This is a genomic window from Spirosoma pomorum (assembly GCF_054776615.1).
Map to the genome: position 1 here is coordinate 1 of NZ_BAAHBP010000007.1, position 26,197 is coordinate 26,197.

The following is a 26,197-nucleotide window of genomic DNA, read 5'->3' on the forward strand; positions in this document are numbered from 1 at the left end:
GTGCCTGTCCATTTTTGGACATTGACAGTTCGGAAGTGGACAGGATAAAGCGTCTTTTTAAACACCCGTTTTATGAAGCGTAATAGATCGTTCTGACTAGCACGGCCCATCCCATGGGACAACCAACCTTGCCTGAGAGCTTTTGATAGAGAGTTGACGCCCCGATAGTGTCTCCAAAACGGCTAGCTGGTGGCGGATCACTAGGCTGTAGTCAAAGCACAGGGCAGGCCTTGGGGACATGCAGGAGCCTGCCAACCTATGATTTGTTAGCGACATCCCTCATAAGCTAAGAACGCCAAAGCCGATGGTCCACTGGCTGAACCTCTTGACCGACCACCTTAATTTCACTGAATAACGGATGGGCTGGATGTAACAGCACATTGTACGACAAGGGAACCAGCACCGATGGAATAGCGACGCCCAGCTGGTCAGGGGCCGCTAGCCAGTCTTTGAGCCAGCCCTGCGTACGTTCGTAGGTTTCGTCCTGCCAGTACTCAGGTAGTGCCTCCCGGCTTATGTAGCGAATGTCATCCGGCACGTCCACCGAGAATACCCAATAAGTGGGCAAGTCCTCATAGCGGATCGAGGGCGCGTGTGCCAACGTCTCAACTAGGCCTAGTTCTGGGGTTGAGGTAGCGTACAAGACACCGACACCTTTGGGATTCCAACGTCCCCCAAACAGCCGGCTTCCTTCGGTGGACAATGGCGTATGCCGATACTTGTCCCGAATGATGCGGTAGAGAATGCGCATACTTGAGGCCTACGCTGGTAAACCGTAGTCCAGCCGCCCCAAGACGTCATCCGCCAAGCCAAAGCCTGTTACCGTATCTAGCAGTTGCAGCGGTGATTGAGTAGCCAGTTCTCGAATAGGGGTTCGTAGCCAGTGTAAAGCACTGGTTTTCCGTCCCTCAAAAGTGTCCAGCGCGTGCATCAACAGGTTCTTGAGTAACAGCAGTCGTTCAGAAGCATCCACACTGATGCGTTGCTCATCCTTGAGTCGATGTAAGTTGCGGGGGGTCATGTTGAGGGCGTAGGCCATCTCCCGATCTGTCAATCCAACCAGGGCGGCGACCTCATCAACTTGTGCCCGCAGTACTCCCTGTCGTGAGGAATTGATCACGCTAAAGGGCGAGGATCGGGTCAAGCTGGTGGGTTGTTGAGTTGGGGTGGCCATTTGCTGGGGGACTTATGTCACAAATGTAAGTGAAACATGTCATCTTGTCAAGGGTAATTACTTGGCAGGGGTAGTCATGCAATAAGCTGTCGACTGTGCCGTCAATATTACTGATTCTACCCATTTGACTAGCCGATTTCCATCTCACGAATCGGGCGTTTGATAAGATAATATCATACTTGACTTTACACAACTATTGTTAAGCTATTCCCGTGTAATACACTGATTCAGTGTCCATAGAGAATTTTCGAAATGGCTTTATCATATTCGAGTCGATTATACGCCGTGCGCAACACCTGCAAACAGTTGGCACATAAGCAGCCAGTGTACTGCGATTCGATGTATTGACGTTGCGCATCGGATAGCGTAACACTCTGGCATTGGCACAAATTGATACTGCCCACCCGACACTCGAAGCTTTGCTGACAGCGCGGGCAGTTAACCGACGCATGTTTCGGACAATCTTGTTCTTCCATCCGACTTGTTTGCTTGAAGGGTCTAACCCAGATTGTAAGTTACTTAGCCGGCTCTTTAGGAGCCTATCACTAGTCAAGCCTGTTACTAGCTAAACATTGATGTTATATGTGTTTTTGGTTTCGCTCATGACAAAAGTGCTGTGTGTGCTGCCAATACTGGTTACTGAGCCCAGCTTGTTGAATACAAAGTCCTGATAGTGTTTCATATCTCTGACGTACACTTTTAGCAAGAAGTCATAATCCCCAGAGATATTATAACACTCAACAACCTCACTCAGCTTCTGTATATCAGCCACAAATTCGTAACCGATGCTTTTGTCATGCTGCTTGAGCTTGATGTTGCAAAATACGATAAGTCCATAATTGAGCTTCTCGGCATCGAGCAGGGCAATGTATTTTTTAACGTACCCACTCGACTCCAGTCGTTTAACCCGCTCAAAAACGGGTGTGTAAGTCAGGTTAACACGTTCGGCCAACTCCTTGATGGTTAGTTTAGCGTTATCGCCAAGCAGCCGAAGCAACGCTATATCAACCTCATCCAATCGTTCCATAGACTATTGTTCTTTTGCTATTCAATGCGAATATTCAGGAGATGGATTATCTACTATTTGTGTAAAATAAGGTTTTTTATCCAAACTGAATGCATTCATATGGAAATAACATCTTGAAAAACAGCTTTCTGAAGAATTTAAGTCCTCTCAGTAAGCCCGCGAGCAAATTAGAACCCAAAGCGTACTGTAAAATAGAAAGGCGGACGATACCGCCTGCCTTTTCTGATTTAACCAATGGCAATGGGCATCTATATTCAGTGAGCAGACCATCGGCTGGATTTGCCATACGCACATCTGAAAGCCAGAGTCGGCCCCGAATAGCAACGATGAAGGTCCGTTTACGCCCGCACATTGATACGTCTAGGTGAGTCAGTACCGCAGCAGTAGACCGTTAAGAAATCATACAATTGTTCCTTATTCGACACAAAGCTGGAGCAACTCTCAACTTTTCTCCATTCCCAAACACGTTCTAAAGAGAAATTATCTATTCCTTCAGTTTTTACAATCAATAATAGACTAATCATCTTCTATAAGCATCTTTAAAAGATATATTATCTAATTTTTGTTTATGCAAACATAAATTAATCTTTTACTTTGAAATTTGCCAGCTAAAATAACTACCTGTAACCATATGAAAGCGACTGTAGTAGAAGAGTCAAGAATAGACGAAAAGAGCTATATAGAAGATACCCCTGATACCACTAAAAATGACTTTACATATAGACTGAAGAGTATTTATTTCGATGAAAATTATATACCGTCCGATAATACGCGCACAACAACCAACTTTGCTAACCTAGCAAGAGGAGCAAGTCGTCAGGAAAATTTGTGCAATACCATTAGTATGATTACTAATCGGTTTAATGCCCTGGCCAACTGGGATAACCCTGATCAAGATCGCTATTCGGTTGAATTGGAAATTATTTCTATTGATATTTCTATTGACGGTAGTGGCACAACATTCCCATCGATTGAGATTTTAAAAACTTATATTGTCGACCACAAAACAGGCCAACGTATTGACGGTATTGTTGGCAATAACTTTTCTTCTTACGTGCGCGATTATGACTTTAGTGTATTGCTTTTAGAGCATAACAAGGGCAAAGATCATTTTAGTATTCCTGATAACTTTGGTGTATTACACGGCAATATATTTAAGCATTTTGTAAATTCAGAAAGCTACAAAAAACACTTTGCGAAACCACCAGTGATATGTTTGAGTGTAGCCGAGAATAAAACGTATCATCGTACAGGAAATCATCATCCGATAATAGGTTTTGAATACCAGCCCAGCGACTCTTCTCTAACCGAGCAATACTTCAAAAAAATGGGCTTGCAGGTTCGTTATTTTATGCCACCTAATAGCGTTGCACCTTTGGCTTTTTATTTCTTTGGTGACTTACTGGCTGATTATACAAATCTTGAGTTAATCAGTACCATCAGTACAATGGAAACGTTCCAAAAGATTTACAGACCTGAAATTTATAATGCCAATTCTGTTGCAGGCGTGTACCATAAGCCTAGTTTGACAAATCAGGACCATTCGTTAACAAAAATTGTATACAACCGGGAAGAGCGCAGCCGGTTGGCCAATGAGCAGGGAAAATTTGCAGAAGAGCATTTCATTAAACCGCACAAAGGTTTCTTAGAACGGTGGTCGGCCAATTTTGCTCTTTAACTGGTACAACAAATTGAAATTAGTTTATTATGAAGAAGTTATTGCCCACCTCAATTGTTGGAAGTTTGCCTAAACCTGCCTGGCTTGCACCACCAGAAAAACTTTGGTCTCCCTGGAAATTAGAAGGCGATCAGTTACTGGAAGGCAAACAGGATGCTTTACGTATCTCGTTGCAGGAACAACAATTAGCGGGGTTAGATATTATTTGTGATGGTGAACAAACCCGCCAACATTTCGTAACCACATTTATCGAACATTTAACTGGTGTAGATTTTAAAAACCGTAAAACGGTAAGAATTCGTAACCGTTATGATGCGAGTGTCCCAGTGGTTGTCGATGAGGTTGCCCGTCAACAATCAGTTTTTATTGACGATGCTAAATTTTTGCGAAAACAAACGAATAAACCTATAAAATGGGCATTGCCAGGACCGATGACAATGGTAGATACGTTGTACGATGCCCATTACCAAAGCCGGGAAAAATTGGCGTGGGAATTCGCCAAAGTACTTAACGAAGAAGCCAGAGAACTGCAAGATGCGGGGGTAGACATTATCCAGTTTGACGAACCTGCCTTTAATGTTTTCTTTGAGGAAGTAAACGACTGGGGAATGGCCGCGTTAGAAAGAGCCAAAGAAGGTTTACACTGCGAGACGGCGGTACATATTTGCTACGGTTATGGAATACAAGCCAATACTGATTGGAAAAAGACATTGGGGTCTGAATGGCGTCAATACGAAGAAGTTTTCCCCAATATTCAAAAATCGAGCGTTGATATTGTGTCCTTAGAATGTCATAACTCACATGTACCATTTGAGTTGATTGAACTCATTCGTGGTAAAAAAGTAATGGTTGGTGCTATTGATGTAGCAAGCAACGCCATTGAAACACCCGAAGAAGTAGCTGATACACTACGTAAAGCGCTTGAGTTCGTAGACATTGACAATCTTTACCCGTCTACCAACTGTGGTATGGCTCCTTTATCCCGAAACGTGGCAAGAGGTAAGTTAAATGCGTTAAGCGCAGGCGCTGACATTATACGCAAAGAATTTGCGGTTTAGCTCCGATATTAAGTTGAAACTGGTATACTTTTTTGGTGCTTAATCAAATCGTTTTATTTATTCAAATGGAGGGCTGCAACCAAGTAAACCTACCCAAAATTAACGCATGGCAAAAACGTCGCTACCCGCTCTACTGGCTCGTGTCGGACTCGATTGGTTTATTTTAGCGCTACTGGCTATGATTGGCTTGGCCCGCCTCTGGCCTGAGCCGGGTATTCAGACGGGTCCGTTCTCGGTATCGGAACTGACCAACTATGGCGTTTTCTTGATCTTTTTCTTCTACGGCTTGCGACTCAACCTAGATAAATTGCGGGTGGGGTTGCGCAATTATCGGCTCCATCTATTGATTCACTTGACCACGTTTGTGGTGTTTCCGGCAATTGTGTTGGGAGCTCGGGCCTTGTTGGTTTCCCCCGAAACGATGTTGCTCTGGACGGGAATTTTCTACGTAGCTGCCTTACCGTCAACGGTGTCCTCGTCGGTCGTGATGATATCGATTGCCAACGGTAACATCCCGGCGGCCATCTTCAACGCTAGTATTTCGAGCCTGATTGGTGTGTTCATTACCCCTATTTGGATGAGCATTCTGCTGAGTGCTAGCAATGGACAATTTGATCTGCAAGCCATCGTACTAAAATTGGCCATACAAGTCATTGTACCTGTTGTGTTGGGGATGCTGTTGAACAAGCGGTTAGGCTGGTTTGCCGAACGCCATAAAACAGCCTTGCGCTACTTCGACCAGCTTACTATCCTGTTGATTGTCTACACCGCTTTTTGCGAATCGTTTGAGCTGAACCTATTTCAGAATTACTCCGCGTCCGACCTGATTGTACTGGCTGTGGGTATGCTATCGCTGTTCTTTGTGGTGTATAGCTTTGTGCAGTTGGTCAGTCGCCTGCTCCATTTCAGCCGCGAGGATCGCATTACGGCGCTGTTCTGTGGCTCCAAAAAATCGCTGGTGCAGGGAAGTGTGATGGCCAAAGTGCTCTTCTCAGCCAGTGCGGCTGGCGTAGTCCTGTTGCCAATTATGATCTACCACGCTTTGCAACTTATTGTAGCCAGCGTATTAGCAAAAAGTATGTCCTCTCAGGATAGGGTAGAAAGTTAGGAGAGAGCAGGCATTGAGTTCGTAATTCGATATCTTGTTTTGAGCCAGGAGAGAGTCGTGTTTCATTAAACGCTCCTCTAAGTAAGATGAAGCGTTATTTTCCTGCCTAGTTGCCCATCCAGATGTCTTGTTGCTTCTTGTCAAATCTATGATAGATTTTACTATCTTGTTTGTATTGACGAACTAGTATTTAATACCCGACAGCCACCTAACACAGTATTACACCACTCTTCACAAATGTTTACCTTGCATTGCAAGGTACCTGTTCTTTTGTAGTAGTTAAACGTCATGGTTTATATGCAGACGAATAAAATACTTTGTATAGTTATGATTCTGGTGGCGGCCTTTTGCGGGAGGGCCCAGGCTCAACAACAAAGCTTAAGTCAGAAGAAAACGGTAGTGTTGCGTGCAACTAGTGAAGATACAGACCATCAACTCTACATTCAACTGCCTGTAGACTACGGAAAAATAAACTTAACCTATCCGGTTGTTGTCCTACTTGACGCTCAAGATGTATCACTATTTGATTACACCTCGACTACTCTTGATCGGCTGATGGGCACCAACGATATCCCTAATGCCATCTTCGTCGGTATTGTGCAAAAGGACAGAAGTCAAGAACTTAGCGTCGAACGAAACGATTCGTTGTCCAAAAAATTTCTTCACTTTATTGAAAACGACTTAGTTCGTCATCTCAAACAGACGTACTCAATTGATGACCACTTCACCTTTATTGGTCACTCACTAGGCGGACAGTTTGTCACCAACGCAATGATGGTTTTGCCCCATTTATTTCGATCCGTGATTAGCATCAGTGGCGCCTTGAACTATCCCACCGGTGATAAAGAGTACAGTTTTTACCAGAAGCGCGTATTGACTAGACTAGCGCAGTACACCACCAACACATCAGCCATAAAGCAGAAATACTATTTCTGCGTGGGCAACGAGGGTATACAAGATGAGATGTTTCGCGTGGGGGCCCTAATGGCTGATAGTCTTTTGCAGCGAAAAAAGCTTACGAATTTTGTCTGGCGCTTCGACGAGTTCAATCAATTTAATCATATGACAACGCCGCTAGCCGGTATTCCTGCTGGATTAGTCTTTGTTTTCCATGATTGGCACTTCTCGGAACGCTCAGCGATGGACATTTTGGTTTCCCAAAAAGTTGACCCAATCTCCGCTTTGCAACAGCAGCAAGCTCAAATTAGGCAATCCTACGGGGCGGATATAGCCTTGCCCAGCTTTATTTACTATCAGTTTACTCAGTATTACCAGAGTAAAAATGAATTGGAGAAAGCTAAATGGTTAGTTGCTCAACTCATTTCTCGTAGCCCCAACGATGATAAACCATTGGAGATGATGGCTAACATTATCGTCAAGCAAGGTGATAAGGATACAGGTTTGCTCTACCTGAAGAAAGCTTACAAAGTCTCCAACAAAGAGAAGTATGTATATCGAATCAGGGAGCTAGAAAACAGCTCCGGTAAGTAAGCGAGTACCTGGTCTGCTACTCCTTTACTAAACACAGGAATCAGTAGCAGACCAAGTACTCGATTGTTTAAGCTTTATCCATCTCATTAATCGCTAATTTTGCTGATCCGAAAAGCTAACGCGTTTCCAGTTTACACGTAAACCTGATCAGATATTGAGAAATTATCACAGCACGAGTCTTTTCGCTGTTTTCGCCAGTATGTGCATGGCCTACCCGGCAACCGCTCAATCATCAGCGAAGCAGACCGAAGAGCACACCGTTCCGTTTCGTATCGTCCAGAACTCCGGCAACCGGCCCAATGTGAAGGGGGCGATCAATGGGCTTCCCGTTACCTTCGACGTTCATTCCAACGCGGGATTTTACATGCAAATCTCCCACCGGGCTGCCGATGAAGCCAAAATTACAGACCGCGTTCACGTCGATAGCTACGGAATCACCTCGGAAGGAAACGTAAGCAATTTAGGACGCGACAAGGCATTTGTTACGACACTGGACGTTGGCGACGCTCATTTCTCAAAGGCACCCATATCTATTTTCGAAACGCCCACTGATTATAATCATGGGATGCTGGGCCTACGCTGGCTGACGGAAAATCGCGTTATCATCAGTTACTCGGCGAGTGTGATCTACATCAACCCGACACATGCGTCGTCACAGGCGCGCGGCAAGGCCCTACTGAAATCAGGGTACGTTGCTCTGCCGATGAGACGGTCAGATCAGGATGGTCGGTATTACGTCTCGGTAACCGTCAATGGCGTTACGCAGCCAATGGTTGTCTGTACAGTAGCACAAAATACCTTCGACATCGAGTTTGCCAAACGAGCCGGTCTTGCATTTACCAGTACTGGCGAAACCTACGGCGGCCCTACAGGAACAACCGGGCAGCTATACGCAATCACTCACCCTGCCACCATCCAGGTTGGTCGGGTGCCGCTGACGGTGAAATCGGCCAATGTGGAAGACACCTACGCCTATGCGGCTGAAAAGCGGCCAGCCAGCCCATCCGCAGAATCGGGGGGTGTGCTGGCGGCCGATTTTTTGATTGATAATCATGCCGTGGTAGATTTTGGTGGCCAGATACTCTACGTAAAGCCATCACGTTGAGCAACCATTCCATACCGAGCGCAAAGCTAACTCGCGTGCATAAGCCGTTCTTGCTTAACTGTCACTGTCTCTAACGGTCGGTCAGCTTGTCGCAAGCAACGTACATAATAATAGGTTGGGCTGTCCCTGTCGACCGGAGACGCCAAGCAGACACATGCTGAGTTCATCACCCAACACCAGCGACTGGTGTCTTTCACGCCCTCGCAACGTTGGGTGATGGCCGTATCAAAAAACGGTCAACTCGCTAGACTATGGCAGCAAGCTGGGCCTAAGTGTTTTCATCGGTGAAACATCCCGGCTGGAAGCTCAGCTTGGTTACCAGATAGGTCTGAAGGATATCAGCCCATCCAAGAACTCAGGTTTTTACAACCGGGGCATGTATTTCTGTGTCGTCTTCGTTCTTTGAGCAGCAAAGGGTGTTTACTCTACGTTATTGGGGCGTATAGAATCGATTTATTCTTTGAAGGCACAACCTCTCAACTACCTTACTGGTCTCGTAAAACGCTCCCGCCCGAGACTGAGGAAAATCTCCATGTGCTCATTCCGGGCGTTTAGTGAATCAAGTCTTATCGCTAAACGAACTGCTTCTTCCACTAAAAAAGGGCTGGACTCAATCCAAGTTCGGAAGAATTGAGTCCGATTGGTATCCTTCACTAGACGAGCAAATCTAACTCAACGAATGGTAATTGCTACGCGACGGTTTTTGCCCCGTTCGCTTTCCGTCGTGTTGTCGCCAAGGGGCAGCTTACTGCCAAACCCTTCGGTGGTGATCCGTTCATCAGCGATCCCTCGCCGGATCAGGTAACTGGCCACTACTTTTGCCCGCTGCTCGGATAAAGTCTGATTCAGCCGGGAATCCCCCACATTGTCGGTGTGGCCGGCAATATGGACGTGCCAGTGCGGATTGGCGTTCGGGGCTTGAGCCAACTGGTTTAATTCCATCGATGCCCCCGCCAGCAATACATAGCTGCTTTGTTCAAACTGCACCGTCCGTAAAATCAAGGCAATGCCGGAACTGATCGTCAGTTGCGGTTCGGCATCCACGCGGCGGATGAGCATGGAGTCGGCGGTTACCGGAGCTGGAGCCGTTGTTTTTTTGAGTGGTGGGGGCGCCAGGATCTGTTTCGAGGTAACGATTCTCTGTTTTGGGGAACGTACCGGTTTAAGCAACGTTGACACCACAACGGATCGCTTGGTAACGGCTGGGCTAATCGGTTTAGGAACGACCCTACCAGGTGGGGTTTTTAGAAAAAAATAATCGGCGGGGATGGGCTCGCCGCTCTCGGCGAACGGATTCAAGGCAGAGTTGGGCTTTGGTGGTGGCTTCCAGTAGAGGTAAATTTCGCCCCACTCGATGTCGTTAAAATAATCGACCCGCAGATCATAGTAGTGACCGGCCTCTAACAGGGGTTCTTCTTCCAACGGGGCATTTTTACACGCTAAGAACGTAAATGTAGTTTCAATTCGCCTTGTACTGCTAATCAGACTGTTATCAAAAAGGAGTTCCTTTGCAAAGCTACCTTTCTAGCTCAAAAATCGGCCTTTGTACGCTAAAAACGGGGGTCGTTTTAGACACCCTTTTTGATAACCCATTCCAATGCCGCTCGACTTCCTGTCTATTCCCGAACGGACCCGCTATGAATCCGTGCCAGCCATTATTCTGGAAGCGGATCTTCGCCAACATTTTTACCTGACTCATGCCGACCGGTTGGTTGTGTTGCCCCTGCGCGGAGAGACCAACCGGTTAGCCGTTGCCTTACAGATTGGCCTACTGCGGCTAATGGGATTTTTACCCGATAACTGGTGGACCCAGTTACCACTCGACGTGGTAGAGTTCGTCGCCGGGCAACTGCGCACCAAATCTATCCATCTGGCAGACTATGGCCATCGCCAACAAACGCGTAGCGATCACTTCACGCTAGTGATCAAACACCTGGGTTTTCGCCGATGGGAGCCTTTGGATGTGATCTGGTTGGAACCCTGGCTACTGGAACGGGCTTTGGAACATGATGGAGAGCGGGTGTTGCTGGCCATGACGGTCCAGAAGCTGCGTCAGCAACGCTTGGTGCGCCCGGCGATTGTCGTACTGGAGCGGCTGGTAGGCAGCATCAATGAGCTGGCTCACCAGGAGACGTACCGTCGACTAAGTCCACTGCTGACCGATGAGCTGAAGGCCCGCCTGGATGGGTTGCTGACACCGGACAAGGATCTGACCATTACCAGGCATAGGTGGCTAGTTCAAGCGGCAACCGGTAGTAATCCGGCGGCTATTCGCACGGTGCTGGATAAACTGAAATACCTTCGGGAATTTGGTGTACCCTCCTGGAGGGGTGATCTGATGGCTCCCAATCGCCAAAAACGGCTGAGTATGATTGCCCGGTATCGGTCTAACCGCCATCTGGAACGTCTTCCGGCTCATAAACGCTATCCCATCCTGGTGGCTTTTCTGCGCGAAAGCCTGCTTACTCTGACCGATGAGGTATTGGCTATGTTTGATGCGTTCTGGGAATACAATCTAGCTAAAGCCCGGCGGGAGTACGAACAGTACCAGCAGGAGGTTGCTGCGGCTAAAGACACCGCTCTGCAAACCTTGGGTGGAGCGGTAAAGGTCGTGCTGGATGAAGCTGGAACGCCTGCTGATCAGGTGCGGCCCGCGATCTATCAAACCATTCCCCGCGATAAACTCCTGCTGGCCTGGCAGGCGGTTGAAGCCTTGCTACATCCCACTCGCCACTCGAAACTAAGCTTTCTGGCTAAACGCTATGGCTTTTTCAAACAGTTCACCCCGTACCTGTTAGGGCAGATCGTCTTCCAACAGGGTTTTACGGGGGATGATTTCGACAAAGCACTCGAACTGGTCATTGGGCTTCAACAGGGTAGCCGACGCAAATTACCACCCGCCCCACCCAGTAACTTTATCAAACCGGTCTGGCGGAAGTTCGCCTATAACACCGAAACTGGATGGGACCGTGCTGGTTATGAATTGAGTGTGCTGGCCACGTTGCGGGACCGACTTCGCTCGGGAGATGTGTTTGTGGAGCCCTCCTATGAGTACGGTAATCTGAACAGTTATCTGATGCCACTGGTCGAATGGGGGCTTCGCCGGGAAGAACTATGTCAGCAACTTAATCTTCCACCGGTACCAATCGACCGACTCAACCAACGCATCTCCGAATTGGAAACGCTGTTAGCCCCTATGCAGAAGCTATTGGAAGCCGCCGGGCCGATTTCTATGGTCTATGCAAGGGAAAGGAAAGGGGATAAGAATTATCATATTCTTTCCCACGGCGAACTACGGCGCAAATTCGGTGTATAATCTTGTTCCGAACAGCATTTAAAACTGACATCTTGTTTTTGCCTTCAGCTACTTTGCGTTGATAATAGATTTGCAGCTCGCCTTTCACGCGGACAGCCGACATGGCAGCTAGATGAAATAAGAACTTAAGCCGTTTACGAGCATGCTGACTAACACGACTTCGACCTCGGACACTAGTACCAGAACTATGTTCAAAAGGAGCAACCCCGGCGTGACAAGCTAGCTTTTTAGGCCCAGCAAAGTTCTTAAACTCGTCCGTAGCCAAAATGACTTCTGTGGCAACAGCTGGTCCAACTCCAGGAATGGAAGTAATGAGCTTAAAGAGTTCACAGAGCTGTTCGTCTTGGTGGATCAGTTCATCCATTTGCTGATTGACTTTTTCCAGATCAGTATTGACCGCCTTCAAGGATGCCTGGCAATGTCTAGTCAGTTGCTTCTGAAGTTTAGGCGAGACAAAAGCGGCCTGTTCCTTTACAGGTACTTGTAACTGTTGCCGAACCAACAACAACCGTTGCCGTAAAGCACTGAGTATGACTAATTCCTGGAGCACATAACGGGGTGGTTGCCACAAGCGCATACGATCACGAAAACGATAGGCGTATTCGGCGATACGCTGAGCATCAATGCTATCACTTTTACCTCGCTGTAATCCACCAGCCTGTTTGATTTGAAGACTACTTTCTAACCAAGTTGGTAGTTGATGAGCTAGCAGTTGATCAAGAATAAGAGCATTGTAAATTCCTGTGTGTTCGAGACAGCATACACATTGTTGAAGATTAAAGTCAGGCAGTGCCTTAAGCACTTTGATTGTCGCTTTGATGGCTACCACAGAGTTAAGTGACTGAGTCTGTAATACTATCGCTTTACCATTAAAAACCGCCCAATCGAGCGTAGCTTTTGATACATCAATGCCCACAAAATAATGTGTTTCCATTAAATAGCTTATTTTTAAGGTGAACAAAGAGCTTGCTGTTTTCTCGATACCTTTCTGATGGGTCTGCTAACCCGCATTTCTATTCGAGTCTTAGCAAGCAATCCGGACTGGCCTCTGAATCGGCCCATGGGTCTGACTCCCAGCCGGGCGGTAGGATGTGCCAGTCCGTTTTACTTACCAGCAAGCTACTCCAATCTTGGAATAGTCTCGACGCACAAACCTAAAGGCCGGGCGGTGGCGATCTACGTTTGGAAGACGGCCATCTGGTATTGACCCGCTTAACGGCCGAAGAAGTGCCATCGGCCGTCAAAGCCCTGCAAGAGGAGATCAATCGGCGTATGCCTGCGGTTGACTTGACCGATATTCTGGTCGAGGTAGGTGGACAACTGGTTGGGTTTTACCCACTACTTGCTGGGTCTTGAACATGCCGCCCGTGGCGAGGATCACCCTACTCGCCTGTTGGCAACCCTTTTGGCGCTGGGTTGCAATATCCCCTTATCCGACATGGCCCGCTCATCGGGTTTAGCCTATCAGAGCCTTTGGTGGACAGGAGCCAATTATTTGCGGGAAGAAACGCTACGAGCGGCTAACAATATACTGGTCAATGAGCAACATCGCCAGTGGTTAGCCTCCTACTGGGGAGACGGGACGTTTTCTTCCTCCGACGGTCAGCGATTCCCCGTCAGCGGAAAAATCCGTAACGCCCGTGCGCTGCCCAATTACTTTGGGCCAGGCAAAGGCGTTACCCAACAGAACCACACCGCCGATCAGTACGCTCAATATGGCACCAAGGTCGTACCAGCTACCCTGCGGGATGCCACCGTCGTTCTGGACGAAATTATTGGTAATCAAACAGACTTACGTATTACCGAACACACCACTGACACGGCTGGCTACACCGATATTATCTTTGCGTTGTTCGATCTATTGGGGCTTTTGTTCTCGCCCCGCTTACGGGATATCGCCGATCAGCGGCTATGCAAAATCAAAGGCAAGGACTGGACTTACCCAGGGTTGAAGTTCACGGGAACCATCAATCCCGATTACATTGAAAGGCACTGGGATGAGTTGCTGCGGTTGGCCGGGTCGGTTCAATCGGGTGAGGTAGCAGCCTCATTATTCATCCGCAAGCTTCAGGCCTATCCCCGTCAAAACAACCTGACTTATGTGCTACAGGCCTATGGCCAGCTGATCAAAACGATTTTTATTCTGCGTTATCTCCAGAGTAAACCGTTGCGTCGCCGTATTCATGGCCAGTTGAACAAAGGGGAAGAACTGAACGGTCTTCGGGCCTGGTTATGGTTCGGCTCCGATGGAGTGATCCGGCGCAAACAGCACGAGCAGCAGATGGAATCAAGCTGGAGTCTTACTATTGTAGCGAATTGCGTTGTGTTATGGAACACGGTGTATATGCAGGAAGTGCTACGGCAGTTGGCATCGGAAGGCTATATAGTTGATGAGACACATTTTGAGCATCTATCGCCCTGCCGCTTTGAACACATCAACCGATTGGGGAAATACAGCTTTGAAAATGGAACTGGGTTTGATAGTGGACATCGGCGGCCCTTACGTCGCCCTGATAAAGAGTAACTAATGTCTTAGTTGCTTAGCGTGTAAATCTGCCCCGTTGGAAGAAGAAGGCCCTATGGGGATTGTCCCACCAAAAACACAGTTTATCCCTCGCAGCGGCCAACCGGCCAACTGGAATTGATCGAGCACCCCGAGCAAATAGTCAGACCAAGAGTTTGTAGGGCGCATGTCCAGCATAGACCCCTGATAGATTTCGTCCAGGTCATGGGCTACAAAATGAAGTTGTTGATCCTGCCGGAGCCCCACGGCCAGATAGATTGCCTTGTCAATAGCTGCGGGCAATACAAACCCTTCGTTATAATCCGTGTGCTCCCCGATTAGATTGACGCGGCCTGGCGAACAAATCAGCAACGGCTGGTGCTCAAAAAGGGTTTGGTACGTGTTACGCAGCTTGTGCACTAATTCGTTCATAATCGGGCTCAGTAAAATCGATAATCAACTTGACGCTAAACGATTACTTACCACAAATTCCGTGGGTACACGCCTTTCCGGTGAAGTTCGCTTAACGTATGCTGTACCAGTGGTTTATCAGCCGGATAGGTGACGCCAAACCAGATGGAAGGACTTTGAAAAACCCGACAACTGCCGGTATGAGTATTTAGTAATTGGGAGACAACGGTAGGAATATAAAACTCCGCTTTAGGCGTTCCTGCATGCATTGTCGCATACGCTTCAAACTGCTGTTGCACCAATGGAAAGATGTCTGGCTTGAAGCCCCAGAAATTCATGGATACGGGGGTATCTGGATCCAGGAACGTTTGCCCATTTTCCTCCTCATAAACGATACGCTCTGATTCTGTCCCGTTTGAGATTGAATAGATTTGGGTACGTTCTACGACCGATTCAAGTCTACCATCGGCCTCCGTCTTGCATACCCCCCGCGAAACCGATCCGTACGGGGAAAGGGTGTTTTTAACGGCATAGCCGACCAACGCATGAAGCTGAGGGTCGAGGTCGTTAGTCAGAAAATCATAAATAATCTGAAACGATTCGACGCCATAATAATCGTCGGCGTTGATTATGGCAAAGGGAGTGCGGGTATATTCTTTGGCACAAAGCATGGCGTGCCCGGTTCCCCAGGGCTTTAATCGATTGATTTCGCCAAGGGCATCAGGAACGTAAGCGTTTAGGGACTGGATGGCATAATCAATGACTAATTTTCCTTCAAGGTTCTTTTCGAACCGCTCCATAAAATCAGACCGAAGCTCTTCCCGAATTATGAAAACGACTTTCCTGAATCCGGCGCGGTAAGCGTCGAAGAGGGAATAATCCATAAGGGTTTCCCCATTAGGACCGAACTGGTCGAGTTGTTTAATTCCCCCGTAGCGGCTGCCCATGCCTGCGGCCAGGATAAGTAAGGTTGGCTGCATACAAGATTATCGGGCCATCCAGCCGCCATCCACAGTTAAAATTGTACCATTGACGTAAGCGCCGGCTTCAGAGGTTAGAAAAACGACGGAACCTTTGAAATCGCTGGGTTCGCCCCAGCGATTGGCGGGAATGCGGTCGAGAATAGCTTTCGACCGGTCGGGGTCTGCCCGTAAGGCTTCCGTGTTGTTGGTCGCAATGTAGCCGGGCGCGATACCGTTTACGTTGACCCCTCTGGAAGCCCATTCGTTGGCGAATGCCTTGACCAGACCAGCTACCGCGCTTTTGCTGGCGGTATAGCCGGGTACGTTAATGCCCCCCTGGAAACTTAGTAAGGAACAGGTAAACACAATTTTTCCGCTTCCTCGCGTGATCATGTCCTGCCCAAACTCACGGGTCAGCAGAAACTGCGCGTCGAGGTTTACGGAGATCACTTTATCCCACCAGTCGTCGGGGTGCTCAGCGACGGGTTTGCGCAGAATCATGCCGGCATTATTGATCAGGATGTCGATGGTGTGCGCGGCTTTGACGTCAGCAACGAACTGATACAGATTGTCGCGGTCCGACAGATCAACAATGTATCCCGTAAAGTGACGACCCAACCCGGTAATGGCCTGTTGGGTAGCTCCGCCCAGAATCGCGTCGGAGTTGGACGCACCGACAATATCAGCTCCGGCTTCGGCCAGTGCAATGGCCATAGCTTGACCTAATCCGGTATCGCTGCCGGTTACCAGAGCCGTTTTGCCGGCCAGACTAAATTGCTCTAAAACACGCATTGTTGTAGGGATAAAAACGTCTTGGTGAATGGTAGTATACATTGTTCGTTAATTAGCACGGTAAGATAGACTGGTCCAGACTGGGCGTATGTTATTCTTTTGCCGATACCGAATCCAGTTGAACCGGCTTCATAGTGGGTGTGAGTACGTGCATGACGAGCCAGGCCAGCAGGTAAGCAGAACCACACATCAGAAAGATGATGCCGTATCCGCTCTGCACGTCGCCTGCCTGTTTGTAACGCTGCAGGATGCGCCCGACGATTTCGGGGAAAATGATGCCGCCTACCGAACCAGCCATGCTACCGATGCCCACCACAGTACTGACCGCCCGTTTGGGAAACATATCCGAGGCTGTCGTGAAAATATTGGCACTCCAGGCCTGATGGGCTGCCCCGGCCAGACCGATCAGGGCCACCGCCCCCCAGATACCGGGTTCGTAGCGAACGGCGATGACGGGCACCACCAGCAGCGCAAAGATGAACATGGCCGTCTTGCGGGCTTTCCAGACGCTCCAGCCCCGCCGGATCAGCGCTGAAGACAGGTAGCCCCCCCCGATACTCCCGATGCTGACCAGCGTATAGAGTACGGCCAGATACAGGTTTGGCTTCTTGGTGTCAAGGTGGAAGGTCGTGGCGAAATAATCCTGTAGCCAGAACAAGAAAAACCACCAGATCGGGTCGGTCAGCATCTTGCCAACTACGAAGGCCCAGGTCTGCCGTTTAATCAATAGCTGTCCCCAGCCAACCGATGACTCTTGACCGGCAGTAGTTTCCGGCTCGTTGTCACTAAGAATATAGTCGTATTCAGCCTTCGACAAACGAGGTTGCTGCGCAGGCGATTGATAGCTAAAATGCCAGAAAACCAGCCAGATGAACCCAACGGCGCCAGTAGCAATGAAGGCAGTCTGCCACCCATAAACACCTAGTAACCAGGGAACAACGATCGGGGCAATCACCGCACCGATATTAGCCCCGGAGTTGAATATCCCCGTGGCCAGCGCCCGCTCTTTCTTGGGAAACCACTCGGCCACCGTTTTTATAGCCGCCGGGAAATTACCCGCTTCACCAAGCCCTAACCCCACACGGGCCACGATAAAACCAACCGTACCGGTCGCCAGAGCATGGGCCATAGCCGCCAGACTCCAGAAGATAATGGCCAGCGAATACCCCCGCTTGGTACCGATGTAATCAATGAAACGACCGAACAACAGCAGGCCAAAGGCGTAAGCCGCCGAGAAAAACTGCACAATCCGGCTATAGTCGATCTCCGACCAGTTGAATTCTTTCTCCAGCGTAGGCTTCAGCAGTCCCACTACCTGCCGGTCGAGGTAATTGATGGTTGTGGCGAAAAACAGCAGGGCCACAACGGTCCAGCGAAAATTCCCTACAGATTTACTCATACAGTTGTGCGGGGGCAAGGGGTTAGTTGAGCCAACAAATCGGTAATACGCAGGCGTAGCTGGTCAGGCTGTAGCGAATCGCCGGCGAACAATTGCGACCCCAACCCAAGGGCCGTAGCCCCTGCCTCAAGCCAGGGTTTTATGCTCTCAACTGTTGGTTCGACACCGCCTGTCACCATTAGTTTTAAGCCTGGCAGTGGTCCACGAATAGCCTTGATAAAATCCGGGCCGACGACGTTCCCCGGAAACACCTTTAGCAACTGCGCCCCCAGCCCTGTAGCCTGGTACAACTCGTTCAGAGTAGTTCCCGCTGGTATCCATGGGATGTTTCGTGCGTGACAGCGATCGCCCACCGCCGGGGTTATTACGGGTTGCACCACAAAATCGGCCCCGGCATCCATAAAAGCATCCGCTTCGTCGGGAGTCAGAATGGTTCCGATGCCCAATGCCATCTCCGGGCACTGTTGCCGGACGAATGGTACGACCTGCGTGAAGGTAGCCAGCGCATCAGCCCCCCGGTTGGTAAACTCAAACACCCGCAGCCCGCCCTCGTAACAGGCTTGTATGGTTTGCCGGGTGCGATCGGGGTCGGCATGGTAGAACACCGGCACCAGGGGGGCGGCCCTTAAAATGGTCAGTAAATGAGAAATTGAAAAAGACATAGCGTCTAGGAATAAGAAAGCGAACCAGTTGCTCGGGCCTGAATCTGTTTTACCGTCTGGCGGGTGGCATCACCGGATTCCTGCAACTTGCCGAAAGCGGCCTGTGTAGCAAAGCCGACAATCTGCTGGGGGGAAAGCTGATGACGAAACCCGTAAATCAGCCCGGCCATGTAGCAATCGCCACTGCCCACCCGGTCGACCACGGTACTGGTATAAAGTTCATTAGATACGTATTGCTGCCCCCTACTGTAGAGCGTTGTATAATAGCGCAGACCAGTCGGTGGAATATCGAACCGGAACGTATTGGCAACCGCTTTGCAACGTGGAAACCGCTCCTGAATAGTCTGCGCCGTTGTTAGCGCATGAGCCAGGTAATCGGCCTGCGTACTATCCTCCTGAATGGAATCGGCCAGCGGAATGCCCAACAGCTCGTTGGCAGCCCAGATGTTTCCCATCACGATGTCGCAATACTCAACTAGGCTGGGCATAATCGTCTGGGGGGAAACACCGTACTGCCAGAGTTTAGCCCGGTAATTCAGATCGATCGAGATGGTGATTCCTTTTGCCGAAGCCGTTTTTACTAGTTCTTGGCAAACAGCGGCTGCGTTGGCGGTCAATGCCGGACTGATAGCGCTTATGTGCAGCCAGTCGGCATCACCCAGTAGCGTGTCCCAGTCGGTTTGATTGGGCATTAGGCGGGCAAATCCCGACTCAGCCCGGTCGTAGATAACTCCGGTACTTTTGAGATCGGCTCCCTGGGGTAAGTAATACGTACCGATTCGGTCATCTGACCGCAGCATTCCGGTCGTATCGATCCCTTGCTGCTGGACAAACGTCACTAATTCATCACCCAGTACGGTGGTCGGAACAACTGAACTGTAGCCGACTGGTGTATGCCAATGGGCCAGGGCGCGGGCCACGTTCAACTCAGCACCACCGACATGAACGGGCATCTGACCTGCTTGCAACCAGTCGCCGTTCAACGCGGGCGAAAACCGGAGCAATAGTTCGCCAAAACAGACAACGTGGGACATCGTTTTAAAGTGGCTTATTTTCCGACGGTGATACGGGGGGTATGTTTACGCTGCTGCGCAAACTGGCGCAGGTAAGTAAACCAGTCCTGGGTTGAGGTGATCCGGCCCGCTTTGTCCCAGGCACCACCCGAGTAGTAGATCAGGTCACCGACTGGGGGCGCATCGAGCCGGGCCAGCAAATGATCGTATTTGGTCAGCATCCGAACGGGCGTAACCGGAAATACGCAGCCGATACCCAGCGTACCATCGTTGCCGTGCGTAGGCTCCCAATAGCCCAGCACGCCCGCTTTTTCATCCAGCAGGACCGGACTGGGCTCTTTGCGCTGGCTGATGCCAACCACCATCGGCAGGGTTTTACCCGACGTCTGCTCAATATGGATCTGTATTTTGTTAAGCTGCGATCCGGCATCCAGCGATACCGTCCGTACTTCCCGAACCGTAATTCCATTGAATGTGTAGGGATCGAACCGAACGCGGAACGTGGTACGCAGGGGGCCATTGTCCAACACTTCCCAACTCGTGTAGTTATGGATGAAGTGGAGCGAATCGTTCAGAAAAACAGCGATGTCGCCCGCCCCGAGGGTCAGCCCCACGTGGTAGTAATCCAGCCCCTCACCGTGATCGTTGTGATAATCGTTGTCCTTGTACCACTTATTCAGAATCAGTTGATTCGTCCGTTTAGCCCAGATGTCAGTGCCGTAGGCATTGTCCGACCGTCCGTTCAGGGCCGCACCGTAGATTCGAAACGCAACCCGGTCGTTCTCCCAGGCGAAATCGTCGAAGCGTTCGGGGACGTAGCGACCATAGGTTTTAGAAACAGCCGGTGCTGGTTTACCTCCTCGTAGGGTCAGGCCAATCGACTGTTTGGGGCCAATGGATACCTGAACCAGCAGGTGCTGCACGTCTTTCGTACCCCGGCGTTCCAGTTGGTACGCCACCGGCTGCTGACTTCCCGTCAACAGTACCTGCAAATTCGTCGTGTCGACGTTGGGATAGGCTTTTTTCACCGTGGCCCAGGGAATCTCGATGACCTGCTCATTAAGCGGTACATCAGCCGGGTTGTTGATCCGAATCGGTGACTGAGCCCCGACGTAATGAATAAGCAGGAAAAGGGAAACGAAAGCAGTAAACAGGTTCATGGTCTTGTTGTAGAGTCGATTACAATAAAGCCGCCCCAAACACGCCGGCACTGTCGCCCAGTTTGGGTTTTAGAAAGAGCGTTTCCAGCCGATTGTCGTTGAATACATATTTTCGGGCCCGCTCAACGCCCTCCGTGTACAGCAAATCTACATTGCCCACGCCCCCACCCAGGATAATGGCATCCGGGTCGAGCATATTGACGATAGTCGAGACGGCCCGGCCAAAATACGTCAGCAACCGCTCGACGGTGGCGTCGGCAACGGGGTCGATTCGTTGGTGGTAGCGTTCCAGAATTTCTTTCAGATTGCGGTTTTCTCCGCACTGTTCGAGGTAAAACCGTTGCAGGGCCGGTCCAGAAATAACCTGTTCGTTACAGCCACGCTTGCCACAGTAACAGGCATAGCCGTTTTCTTCCAAGATATTATGGCCCCATTCGCCACCGATGCCCTGACGGCCCGCCTGCACGACGGCCTGCCCATCCAACCCCCGAAAGACGACACCACCCCCGACGCCCGTTCCCAAAATTACCCCGAAAACGGTCCGGTAGCTGGGAACGACATCCTGCACAACGCCCATCGTAGCTTCCGAAAGCGCAAAGCAGTTGGCATCGTTCGTAATCGCGACGGGTACACCAAGCGCTTTCGACAGATCATCACGAAACGGTTGCCCGTTGATGCAGGTCATATTCGAGTTCTTCATGGTATTAGTCGCCGGATCGATCGTGCCGGGCGTACAAAAACCAATGCGATCAGGTTTTAGCCCCGTTTCGGTTTTCAACAAGTTGATGAGCCGGACGATCTGACTGATGATGTGGTCGTAGCCGTAATGCGATTCGGTGTCGATTCGCCGGCGAGTCAGTACGGCATTGGGTGAGGGAGCGGACAGAATAACCCCCTCGATCTTGGTGCCGCCTAAATCGACACCCCAGTAGGTTCGCCCGGATGAATGGTACAGGCGTTCAGATAAATCGTTCAAGTTATTGGGTATCAGCAATGCAATCGACTGGATAAAAACTAGGCGGACCAGGCCGCACAGGTCGGGCGTGGCCCGGCTTACCGTAGTTCGGTAATCGGGCAGAAATCCATATCGCCGTAGTCGAGGTTTTCGCCGGCCATTCCCCAGATGAAGGTATAATTAGACGTGCCAGCCCCGGAATGTATGGACCAGTTGGGAGAAATCACGGCCTGTTCGTTCTGCATCCAGACCGGGCGTGTTTCCTGCGGCTGGCCCATGAAATGACAAACACTTTGCCCCTTCGGCACCTCGAAATAGAAGTATACTTCCATGCGCCGGTCGTGGGTATGAGCGGGCATGGTATTCCAGACGCTGCCCGGCTTTAGTTCGGTCATCCCCATTTGTAACTGGCAGGTCGGCAACACACTATTGACCAGCAACTTGTTGATTGTGCGGTGATTGGCCGTTTCGGGACTGCCGAGTTCGATCACGTCGGCGTCAGCTTTCGCTACTTTGCGAGTGGGGTAGGTACGACTCGCCGGGGTCGAGTTCAGGTAAAATTTCGCCGGATTGGCCGCGTCGATCGAAGCAAACAGAACCTGTTGCGTACCCTGACCAACATAGAGGGCTTCTTTAAAATCGAGATCATACGCAACGCCGTCGGCAATCACCTGACCGGGGCCACCCACGTTAATCGTGCCCAGTTCCCGACGTTCCAGGAAAAAGGACGCTTTCAATTGAGACGGGGCTTCCAGCGTTACAGGTTTCGTTCCGGGCATCACACCCCCGGTCAGGTAGCGGTCGAAGAAGGAAAGCACCCAACAGAACTGGTCAGCCACGAACAGATTCTCGATGAGAAAATGCTGCCGGATCTGTTCGGTATTCATCGTCTTCACCTCGGTTGGTGACGTCGCGTACCGGCTCTCGAACGTAATGTGCTGTTCTGCTTTGCCAACGGCAACGGCATCCTGTTCTGTTTGCATATAATGAGGAAGTTAAGGCGTGAGTCTGCCCACCAATTTTAGCCTAGAGAAAACCGTTTTGGGTTCATTCTTTTTAATAAATAGACTGCCTTTTAGCCCTCATACCCCTTTCCCGATTCGATTTTGTTCCCTACTCCTAAAAACCAGACTGATTCGAAAGACCTATCGTACCGATTTCACTTTGTTTCAGCCCGTTACACAATGATCAAAAAAAGCTTTCACCCAGAAAATAGCGTAAAGTCAATGCGGCTAATTTTGCTTTTCACGCTGGGACTGTTCAACACGATCGCTATCACTGCCCAGACGTAACGCCCGGGTTTGACCGGGATTATGCCTTTAAAAATGGTGCTGACCCGTTGACTGGCTTATTCTGAAGAAACTGTGTGGTCAGGAATCTACGCCAAGCTGTATACCACGTTTCAACTACTCGCAAAAGGTCACGTTTAGGACGTACAGATCCTTTATCTAATAGCGGTCGGTTTGGGTTTAGAATGAAATGTAAGGGATTGAAGAAATTCCCTCCTCTGCAGAACGAGACTGCAGGTAGCTATGCGCTTTCGGTTACGTTCACGATAATTAATTCGCTGGTAGTAATAAAGAATGGGCCTTTCAGGACATCTGCCAGCTTCCTACTTGGCGGAGGGAGTACTTCTTTATCGCTGGTTTACTATAACCCAAGAATACAGATCAACCCCAACATATAGCGAAACTGAAGGCTGGTAGTAATCAGAAACGATGCATGAGTTTATTCGTTTGCCACTACAGGTCTTGATTCGCTCGGCTCCAAACTATTGACTACCGAATTTTGTAGAATTTGGCTCCAAACAGAAAAATCACGACGTAGCAGATAATGGGGAGGTAATAGGCTGCGGCTACATCGGCATCGGCGAGTTGTCCCATCAGGGGTGGGAATAGCGCACCGCCAACAACCCCCATGACGATAAACGACGACGCCTGCTGCGTTTTATCACCCATGCCTTTCAGACCTAGACTAAAGATAGTGGGGAACATAATACTGAAAAAGAAATTAAGCATCAGCAAGGCTACAAACGACGGCCAGCCAAAACTCTGCGCGATAATCAGACACATCAATACGTTGCCCAGCGCGAAGCCAGCCAGTAGCTTGTTCGGAGCAATAAACTGCATCAGGTACGTTCCCACAAACCGGCCAATCATCATCATCACCATACTCAAAGCAAAATAATACGATGCCTGTTCGGCCGCGAAGCCCATTTTCTCAATACCGTAGTTAATAAAAAAGGCCCACGTCCCGCCCTGAGCCGCTGTGTTGAATAATTGGGCAATGACGGCCCAGATAAAGTGTGGGTATTGCCATAAACTCCTGGATTTTTGAATAGTCTCAGGTGTGGTAGGAATGGCGTATGCATCAGCTTCTACCTCGATGGCGTGCGCATCCTGAACCGGTGGAACCTTCACAAACGAAAACGCAATGGCGATGCTCAAAATGACGGAGCCGATAATGATGTAAAGCATCTTCACCGATTCCAGATCGTTGGAATGCGCCTGCCCGCCCCGCAGAATGAAATAACCTCCGATGAGTGGACCTATTACCGCACCAAGTCCGTTAAACGACTGCGCAAAATTGATTCGCTGATCGCTGGTGCGCTGATCGCCCAGGCCCGCTACGAAAGGGTGCGCTACGGTTTCCAGCGTGGCCAGTCCGCACGCCAGAATAAACAGGGCAATCCGGAAAAACCCGAACGATTCGGCGTTGGCGGCAGGCACGAACAGAAAGGCACCCAGAGCATACAGGGCCAGCCCCAGCAGAACCCCCTTTTTATACCCGAACCGTTTCATGAACAGCCCGGCGGGAATGCCCATGATAGCATAAGCCCCGAAAATTGAAAACTGCACCAGTCCCGACTCGGCCTTGGATACATGCAGCACGTTCTGAAAATGCCGGTTCAACACATCGCCCATCGTAATGGCAATGCCCCAGAGCATAAACAGCGACGTAACGAAGATGAACGTAATGAGGTATTTTTTCTCGGTAAACGAAGCGGGTGTTACGGTAGTGGGTACGGAACTTGCTTGCATAAGCGTTTTTCGGGGAATTGGCAGCGTCTTTACAGTTCGCCTTCATCAGGAAGTAGACAGCAGGTCCTTCTTCATACCCAATCACCACCGGAAGTTTTTGCGAATTACCAACGAACTAGAAACGTCTCCGATAGCATCAGAGACGTTTACCAAACCAACTCAAAAATACATGCCCTTTTGCTTTGATAGACACAGCTCTTAACCAATGCTTGCTGTGTACAAAGACTGATCATTTCAATGTTTGTGTGACGTACCCACTGCTTGCCGCACCAGTCCGGGTAGAACAGGACTGGCGTAAAAGGCGTTGAACGAATCGATTCGGGCGGGGCCGTTCACATCGACGTGCGTTAGAAAAAAGCCGTACATATTCGCGGTTCGATCAATCCACGGGTAGGCACCGGCCCAACTCGGGCTGGTAAGCAGGGTCGGATTCCCCCGATTATCCACTTCTGCCCGCCACTCGCCCAAACCGTACAGATCAGGGTGGGGCCGATAGGCCGTTCGGATGTAAGCATCAGACTGTACACTAGCTTGCCCAACCTGATCGGCCTGCATCTCGGCCAGCGCAGCAACCGAGAGTATCTGTTTACCCTTATAGAGACCACGGTGATAAACCATGTTCAGAAAACAGACATAGTCGTGGAGTGTACTTCGCGCACCTCCGCCCAGCATCGGGCTGTGTCCACCCGCCGAGTCGACCGGGGTAAACCGGGTTGCCGTCATGCCCAGCGGTCGGGCAATCTTTGTCTGAAACAGGGTCTCCCAGTCGTTACCTGTGGCCAGTTCGGCCATCCGGCCCGCCACCTGCATGGCCAGTCCGCCATAGAAAAATCGGGTGCCGGGCAGCGTATCGACTGGCAGGGGTTTTATACGCGCAACCGATTCTGCCAGCGTCTGATACCGATCTACCGGATTGCCTTCGGGCTGGTAATCGGGGTAACCGGCCGTGTGGGAAAGCAACTGCCGGAGCGTAGCCTGACCCTTGGCGTCGGTCCAGTCGGGCAACCAGTCAACGACTTTATCGTTCCAGGCTAACTTGCCTTCGTCGACAACGGCGGCAATGGTGGCCGCTGCCAGCCACTTCCCCGCCGACGCAATATAGACCTGCGTTTGGGGGGTATGGGTCCCGAAATACTATTCGTAAATCGGCTTGTCGCCCTTAATCACCAGCATCGACGCACCGGGGTAGTACCCTTTGTCTACCCACTGCTGAATCTGGCGGGTAAGGGGCGCAAAATCGTAATTGGGCTGCGCATGTACCCAACCGGAAAGAAGCGTAATCAGGTACGCTGTCACAATCCGTTTAATCATGTTACCTGCGTCAGGTTGGGGCTTTTTCAGG

The 26,197-nt window shown here is 50.0% G+C and carries 22 protein-coding genes and 3 pseudogenes; 7 read left to right on the forward strand and 18 right to left on the reverse strand.

Annotated elements, in window-relative coordinates; genetic code table 11:
- Positions 1–286 precede the first annotated feature (286 nt).
- The 4 genes from ACYVAD_RS09530 to ACYVAD_RS09545 all read right to left on the reverse strand — a co-directional run bounded on the left by ACYVAD_RS09530 (position 287) and on the right by ACYVAD_RS09545 (position 2,201).
- Positions 287–751: an RES family NAD+ phosphorylase gene (locus ACYVAD_RS09530; protein WP_461139258.1), complete on the reverse strand. Its 465-nt coding sequence runs from the start codon at positions 749–751 to the stop codon at positions 287–289.
- Between the two features lie 9 nt (positions 752–760).
- Entirely contained in the window at positions 761–1,174 is a 414-nt protein-coding gene (locus ACYVAD_RS09535) for an antitoxin Xre-like helix-turn-helix domain-containing protein (protein WP_461139259.1), read from the reverse strand.
- Positions 1,175–1,401: 227 nt separating this feature from the next.
- Complete coding sequence (locus ACYVAD_RS09540) at positions 1,402–1,650, reverse strand: cysteine-rich CWC family protein (protein ID WP_461139260.1); 249 nt, start codon at positions 1,648–1,650, stop codon at positions 1,402–1,404.
- Between the two features lie 89 nt (positions 1,651–1,739).
- Positions 1,740–2,201 carry an Lrp/AsnC family transcriptional regulator gene (locus tag ACYVAD_RS09545; protein ID WP_461139261.1) on the reverse strand — a complete coding sequence of 154 codons (462 nt, stop codon included), beginning with the start codon at positions 2,199–2,201 and terminating at the stop codon, positions 1,740–1,742.
- Between the two features lie 631 nt (positions 2,202–2,832).
- Between ACYVAD_RS09545 and ACYVAD_RS09550 the strand changes: the two genes are divergently transcribed.
- From ACYVAD_RS09550 to ACYVAD_RS09570, 5 genes are all read left to right on the forward strand, one after another.
- Positions 2,833–3,879, forward strand: coding sequence for a DUF1852 domain-containing protein (locus ACYVAD_RS09550; RefSeq protein ID WP_461139262.1), 1,047 nt, complete (start codon positions 2,833–2,835; stop codon positions 3,877–3,879).
- A 29-nt stretch (positions 3,880–3,908) separates the two neighbouring features.
- Positions 3,909–4,937, forward strand: coding sequence for a methionine synthase (locus ACYVAD_RS09555; RefSeq protein WP_461139263.1), 1,029 nt, complete (start codon positions 3,909–3,911; stop codon positions 4,935–4,937).
- A gap of 106 nt (positions 4,938–5,043) precedes the next feature.
- Positions 5,044–6,045 (forward strand): bile acid:sodium symporter family protein, encoded by a 1,002-nt coding sequence (locus tag ACYVAD_RS09560; protein ID WP_461139264.1) that lies wholly within the window; start codon positions 5,044–5,046, stop codon positions 6,043–6,045.
- Positions 6,046–6,372: 327 nt separating this feature from the next.
- Positions 6,373–7,536, forward strand: a complete 1,164-nt coding sequence (locus ACYVAD_RS09565; protein WP_461139265.1) for an alpha/beta hydrolase-fold protein — start codon at positions 6,373–6,375, stop codon at positions 7,534–7,536.
- A 154-nt stretch (positions 7,537–7,690) separates the two neighbouring features.
- A complete protein-coding gene (locus tag ACYVAD_RS09570; protein WP_461139266.1) occupies positions 7,691–8,641 on the forward strand; it encodes a pepsin/retropepsin-like aspartic protease family protein in 951 nt (316 codons plus the stop codon).
- Between the two features lie 672 nt (positions 8,642–9,313).
- Here ACYVAD_RS09570 and ACYVAD_RS09575 read toward each other — a convergent pair.
- Positions 9,314–9,700 carry an OmpA family protein gene (locus ACYVAD_RS09575; protein ID WP_461139267.1) on the reverse strand — a complete coding sequence of 129 codons (387 nt, stop codon included), beginning with the start codon at positions 9,698–9,700 and terminating at the stop codon, positions 9,314–9,316.
- Positions 9,701–10,238: 538 nt separating this feature from the next.
- On the opposite strand from ACYVAD_RS09575, the pseudogene ACYVAD_RS09580 reads away from it, so the two are divergent.
- A pseudogene (locus ACYVAD_RS09580) lies at positions 10,239–11,876 on the forward strand (DUF4158 domain-containing protein); the annotation flags it as partial.
- On the opposite strand, the gene ACYVAD_RS09585 reads toward ACYVAD_RS09580, so the two are convergent.
- On the reverse strand, positions 11,872–12,891 hold the full coding sequence (locus ACYVAD_RS09585) for an IS110 family RNA-guided transposase (protein ID WP_461139268.1): 1,020 nt from the start codon (positions 12,889–12,891) through the stop codon (positions 11,872–11,874). The pseudogene ACYVAD_RS09580 and the gene ACYVAD_RS09585 sit on opposite strands and share 5 nt — an antisense overlap.
- Before the next feature lie 233 nt (positions 12,892–13,124).
- Between ACYVAD_RS09585 and ACYVAD_RS09590 the strand changes: the two are divergent.
- A pseudogene (locus tag ACYVAD_RS09590) lies at positions 13,125–14,481 on the forward strand (Tn3 family transposase); the annotation flags it as partial.
- Here ACYVAD_RS09590 and ACYVAD_RS09595 read toward each other — a convergent pair.
- The 12 genes and pseudogenes from ACYVAD_RS09595 to ACYVAD_RS09650 form a co-directional block, all read right to left on the reverse strand.
- Positions 14,482–14,892 (reverse strand): galactokinase family protein, encoded by a 411-nt coding sequence (locus ACYVAD_RS09595; RefSeq protein ID WP_461139269.1) that lies wholly within the window; start codon positions 14,890–14,892, stop codon positions 14,482–14,484.
- Between the two features lie 47 nt (positions 14,893–14,939).
- On the reverse strand, positions 14,940–15,851 hold the full coding sequence (locus ACYVAD_RS09600; protein ID WP_461139270.1) for a nucleotidyltransferase family protein: 912 nt from the start codon (positions 15,849–15,851) through the stop codon (positions 14,940–14,942).
- 6 nt (positions 15,852–15,857) lie between these two features.
- Positions 15,858–16,625, reverse strand: coding sequence for an SDR family NAD(P)-dependent oxidoreductase (locus ACYVAD_RS09605; RefSeq protein WP_461139271.1), 768 nt, complete (start codon positions 16,623–16,625; stop codon positions 15,858–15,860).
- Between the two features lie 91 nt (positions 16,626–16,716).
- The gene (locus ACYVAD_RS09610; RefSeq protein ID WP_461139272.1) at positions 16,717–18,024 is read right to left on the reverse strand and encodes an MFS transporter; all 1,308 of its coding nucleotides are present in this window, start codon (positions 18,022–18,024) and stop codon (positions 16,717–16,719) included.
- On the reverse strand, positions 18,021–18,686 hold the full coding sequence (locus ACYVAD_RS09615) for a beta/alpha barrel domain-containing protein (protein ID WP_461139273.1): 666 nt from the start codon (positions 18,684–18,686) through the stop codon (positions 18,021–18,023). Before ACYVAD_RS09615 ends, ACYVAD_RS09610 begins: the two co-directional genes overlap by 4 nt.
- Before the next feature lie 5 nt (positions 18,687–18,691).
- Positions 18,692–19,720 carry a PfkB family carbohydrate kinase gene (locus tag ACYVAD_RS09620; RefSeq protein ID WP_461139274.1) on the reverse strand — a complete coding sequence of 343 codons (1,029 nt, stop codon included), beginning with the start codon at positions 19,718–19,720 and terminating at the stop codon, positions 18,692–18,694.
- Between the two features lie 14 nt (positions 19,721–19,734).
- Positions 19,735–20,859, reverse strand: coding sequence for a DUF4861 family protein (locus ACYVAD_RS09625; RefSeq protein ID WP_461139275.1), 1,125 nt, complete (start codon positions 20,857–20,859; stop codon positions 19,735–19,737).
- A gap of 19 nt (positions 20,860–20,878) precedes the next feature.
- Positions 20,879–21,835, reverse strand: coding sequence for an ROK family protein (locus ACYVAD_RS09630; protein WP_461139276.1), 957 nt, complete (start codon positions 21,833–21,835; stop codon positions 20,879–20,881).
- A gap of 77 nt (positions 21,836–21,912) precedes the next feature.
- Complete coding sequence (kduI, locus tag ACYVAD_RS09635) at positions 21,913–22,797, reverse strand: 5-dehydro-4-deoxy-D-glucuronate isomerase (protein ID WP_461139277.1); 885 nt, start codon at positions 22,795–22,797, stop codon at positions 21,913–21,915.
- 795 nt (positions 22,798–23,592) lie between these two features.
- Positions 23,593–24,855, reverse strand: a complete 1,263-nt coding sequence (gene fucP, locus ACYVAD_RS09640) for an L-fucose:H+ symporter permease (protein WP_461139278.1) — start codon at positions 24,853–24,855, stop codon at positions 23,593–23,595.
- Positions 24,856–25,089: 234 nt separating this feature from the next.
- A pseudogene (locus ACYVAD_RS09645) lies at positions 25,090–25,971 on the reverse strand (serine hydrolase domain-containing protein); the annotation flags it as partial.
- Positions 25,972–25,989: 18 nt separating this feature from the next.
- Positions 25,990–26,166 carry a hypothetical protein gene (locus ACYVAD_RS09650; RefSeq protein ID WP_461139279.1) on the reverse strand — a complete coding sequence of 59 codons (177 nt, stop codon included), beginning with the start codon at positions 26,164–26,166 and terminating at the stop codon, positions 25,990–25,992.
- Between the last annotated feature and the right edge of the window lie 31 nt (positions 26,167–26,197).

Excerpts from the sequence above, each read along its gene's own strand:
- ACYVAD_RS09535 (WP_461139259.1), bottom strand. The coding sequence starts at position 1,174 with ATGGCCACCCCAACTCAACAACCCACCAGCTTGACCCGATCCTCGCCC.
- ACYVAD_RS09550 (WP_461139262.1), top strand. The coding sequence starts at position 2,833 with ATGAAAGCGACTGTAGTAGAAGAGTCAAGAATAGACGAAAAGAGCTAT.
- ACYVAD_RS09620 (WP_461139274.1), bottom strand. The coding sequence starts at position 19,720 with ATGTCCCACGTTGTCTGTTTTGGCGAACTATTGCTCCGGTTTTCGCCC.
- ACYVAD_RS09575 (WP_461139267.1), bottom strand. The coding sequence starts at position 9,700 with ATGCTCATCCGCCGCGTGGATGCCGAACCGCAACTGACGATCAGTTCC.
- ACYVAD_RS09555 (WP_461139263.1), top strand. The coding sequence starts at position 3,909 with ATGAAGAAGTTATTGCCCACCTCAATTGTTGGAAGTTTGCCTAAACCT.
- ACYVAD_RS09545 (WP_461139261.1), bottom strand. The coding sequence starts at position 2,201 with ATGGAACGATTGGATGAGGTTGATATAGCGTTGCTTCGGCTGCTTGGC.
- ACYVAD_RS09530 (WP_461139258.1), bottom strand. The coding sequence starts at position 751 with ATGCGCATTCTCTACCGCATCATTCGGGACAAGTATCGGCATACGCCA.
- ACYVAD_RS09595 (WP_461139269.1), bottom strand. The coding sequence starts at position 14,892 with ATGAACGAATTAGTGCACAAGCTGCGTAACACGTACCAAACCCTTTTT.
- fucP (WP_461139278.1), bottom strand. The coding sequence starts at position 24,855 with ATGCAAGCAAGTTCCGTACCCACTACCGTAACACCCGCTTCGTTTACC.
- ACYVAD_RS09560 (WP_461139264.1), top strand. The coding sequence starts at position 5,044 with ATGGCAAAAACGTCGCTACCCGCTCTACTGGCTCGTGTCGGACTCGAT.
- ACYVAD_RS09600 (WP_461139270.1), bottom strand. The coding sequence starts at position 15,851 with ATGCAGCCAACCTTACTTATCCTGGCCGCAGGCATGGGCAGCCGCTAC.
- ACYVAD_RS09610 (WP_461139272.1), bottom strand. The coding sequence starts at position 18,024 with ATGAGTAAATCTGTAGGGAATTTTCGCTGGACCGTTGTGGCCCTGCTG.
- ACYVAD_RS09615 (WP_461139273.1), bottom strand. The coding sequence starts at position 18,686 with ATGTCTTTTTCAATTTCTCATTTACTGACCATTTTAAGGGCCGCCCCC.
- ACYVAD_RS09540 (WP_461139260.1), bottom strand. The coding sequence starts at position 1,650 with ATGGAAGAACAAGATTGTCCGAAACATGCGTCGGTTAACTGCCCGCGC.
- ACYVAD_RS09605 (WP_461139271.1), bottom strand. The coding sequence starts at position 16,625 with ATGCGTGTTTTAGAGCAATTTAGTCTGGCCGGCAAAACGGCTCTGGTA.
- ACYVAD_RS09565 (WP_461139265.1), top strand. The coding sequence starts at position 6,373 with ATGATTCTGGTGGCGGCCTTTTGCGGGAGGGCCCAGGCTCAACAACAA.
- ACYVAD_RS09650 (WP_461139279.1), bottom strand. The coding sequence starts at position 26,166 with ATGATTAAACGGATTGTGACAGCGTACCTGATTACGCTTCTTTCCGGT.
- kduI (WP_461139277.1), bottom strand. The coding sequence starts at position 22,797 with ATGCAAACAGAACAGGATGCCGTTGCCGTTGGCAAAGCAGAACAGCAC.
- ACYVAD_RS09585 (WP_461139268.1), bottom strand. The coding sequence starts at position 12,891 with ATGGAAACACATTATTTTGTGGGCATTGATGTATCAAAAGCTACGCTC.
- ACYVAD_RS09625 (WP_461139275.1), bottom strand. The coding sequence starts at position 20,859 with ATGAACCTGTTTACTGCTTTCGTTTCCCTTTTCCTGCTTATTCATTAC.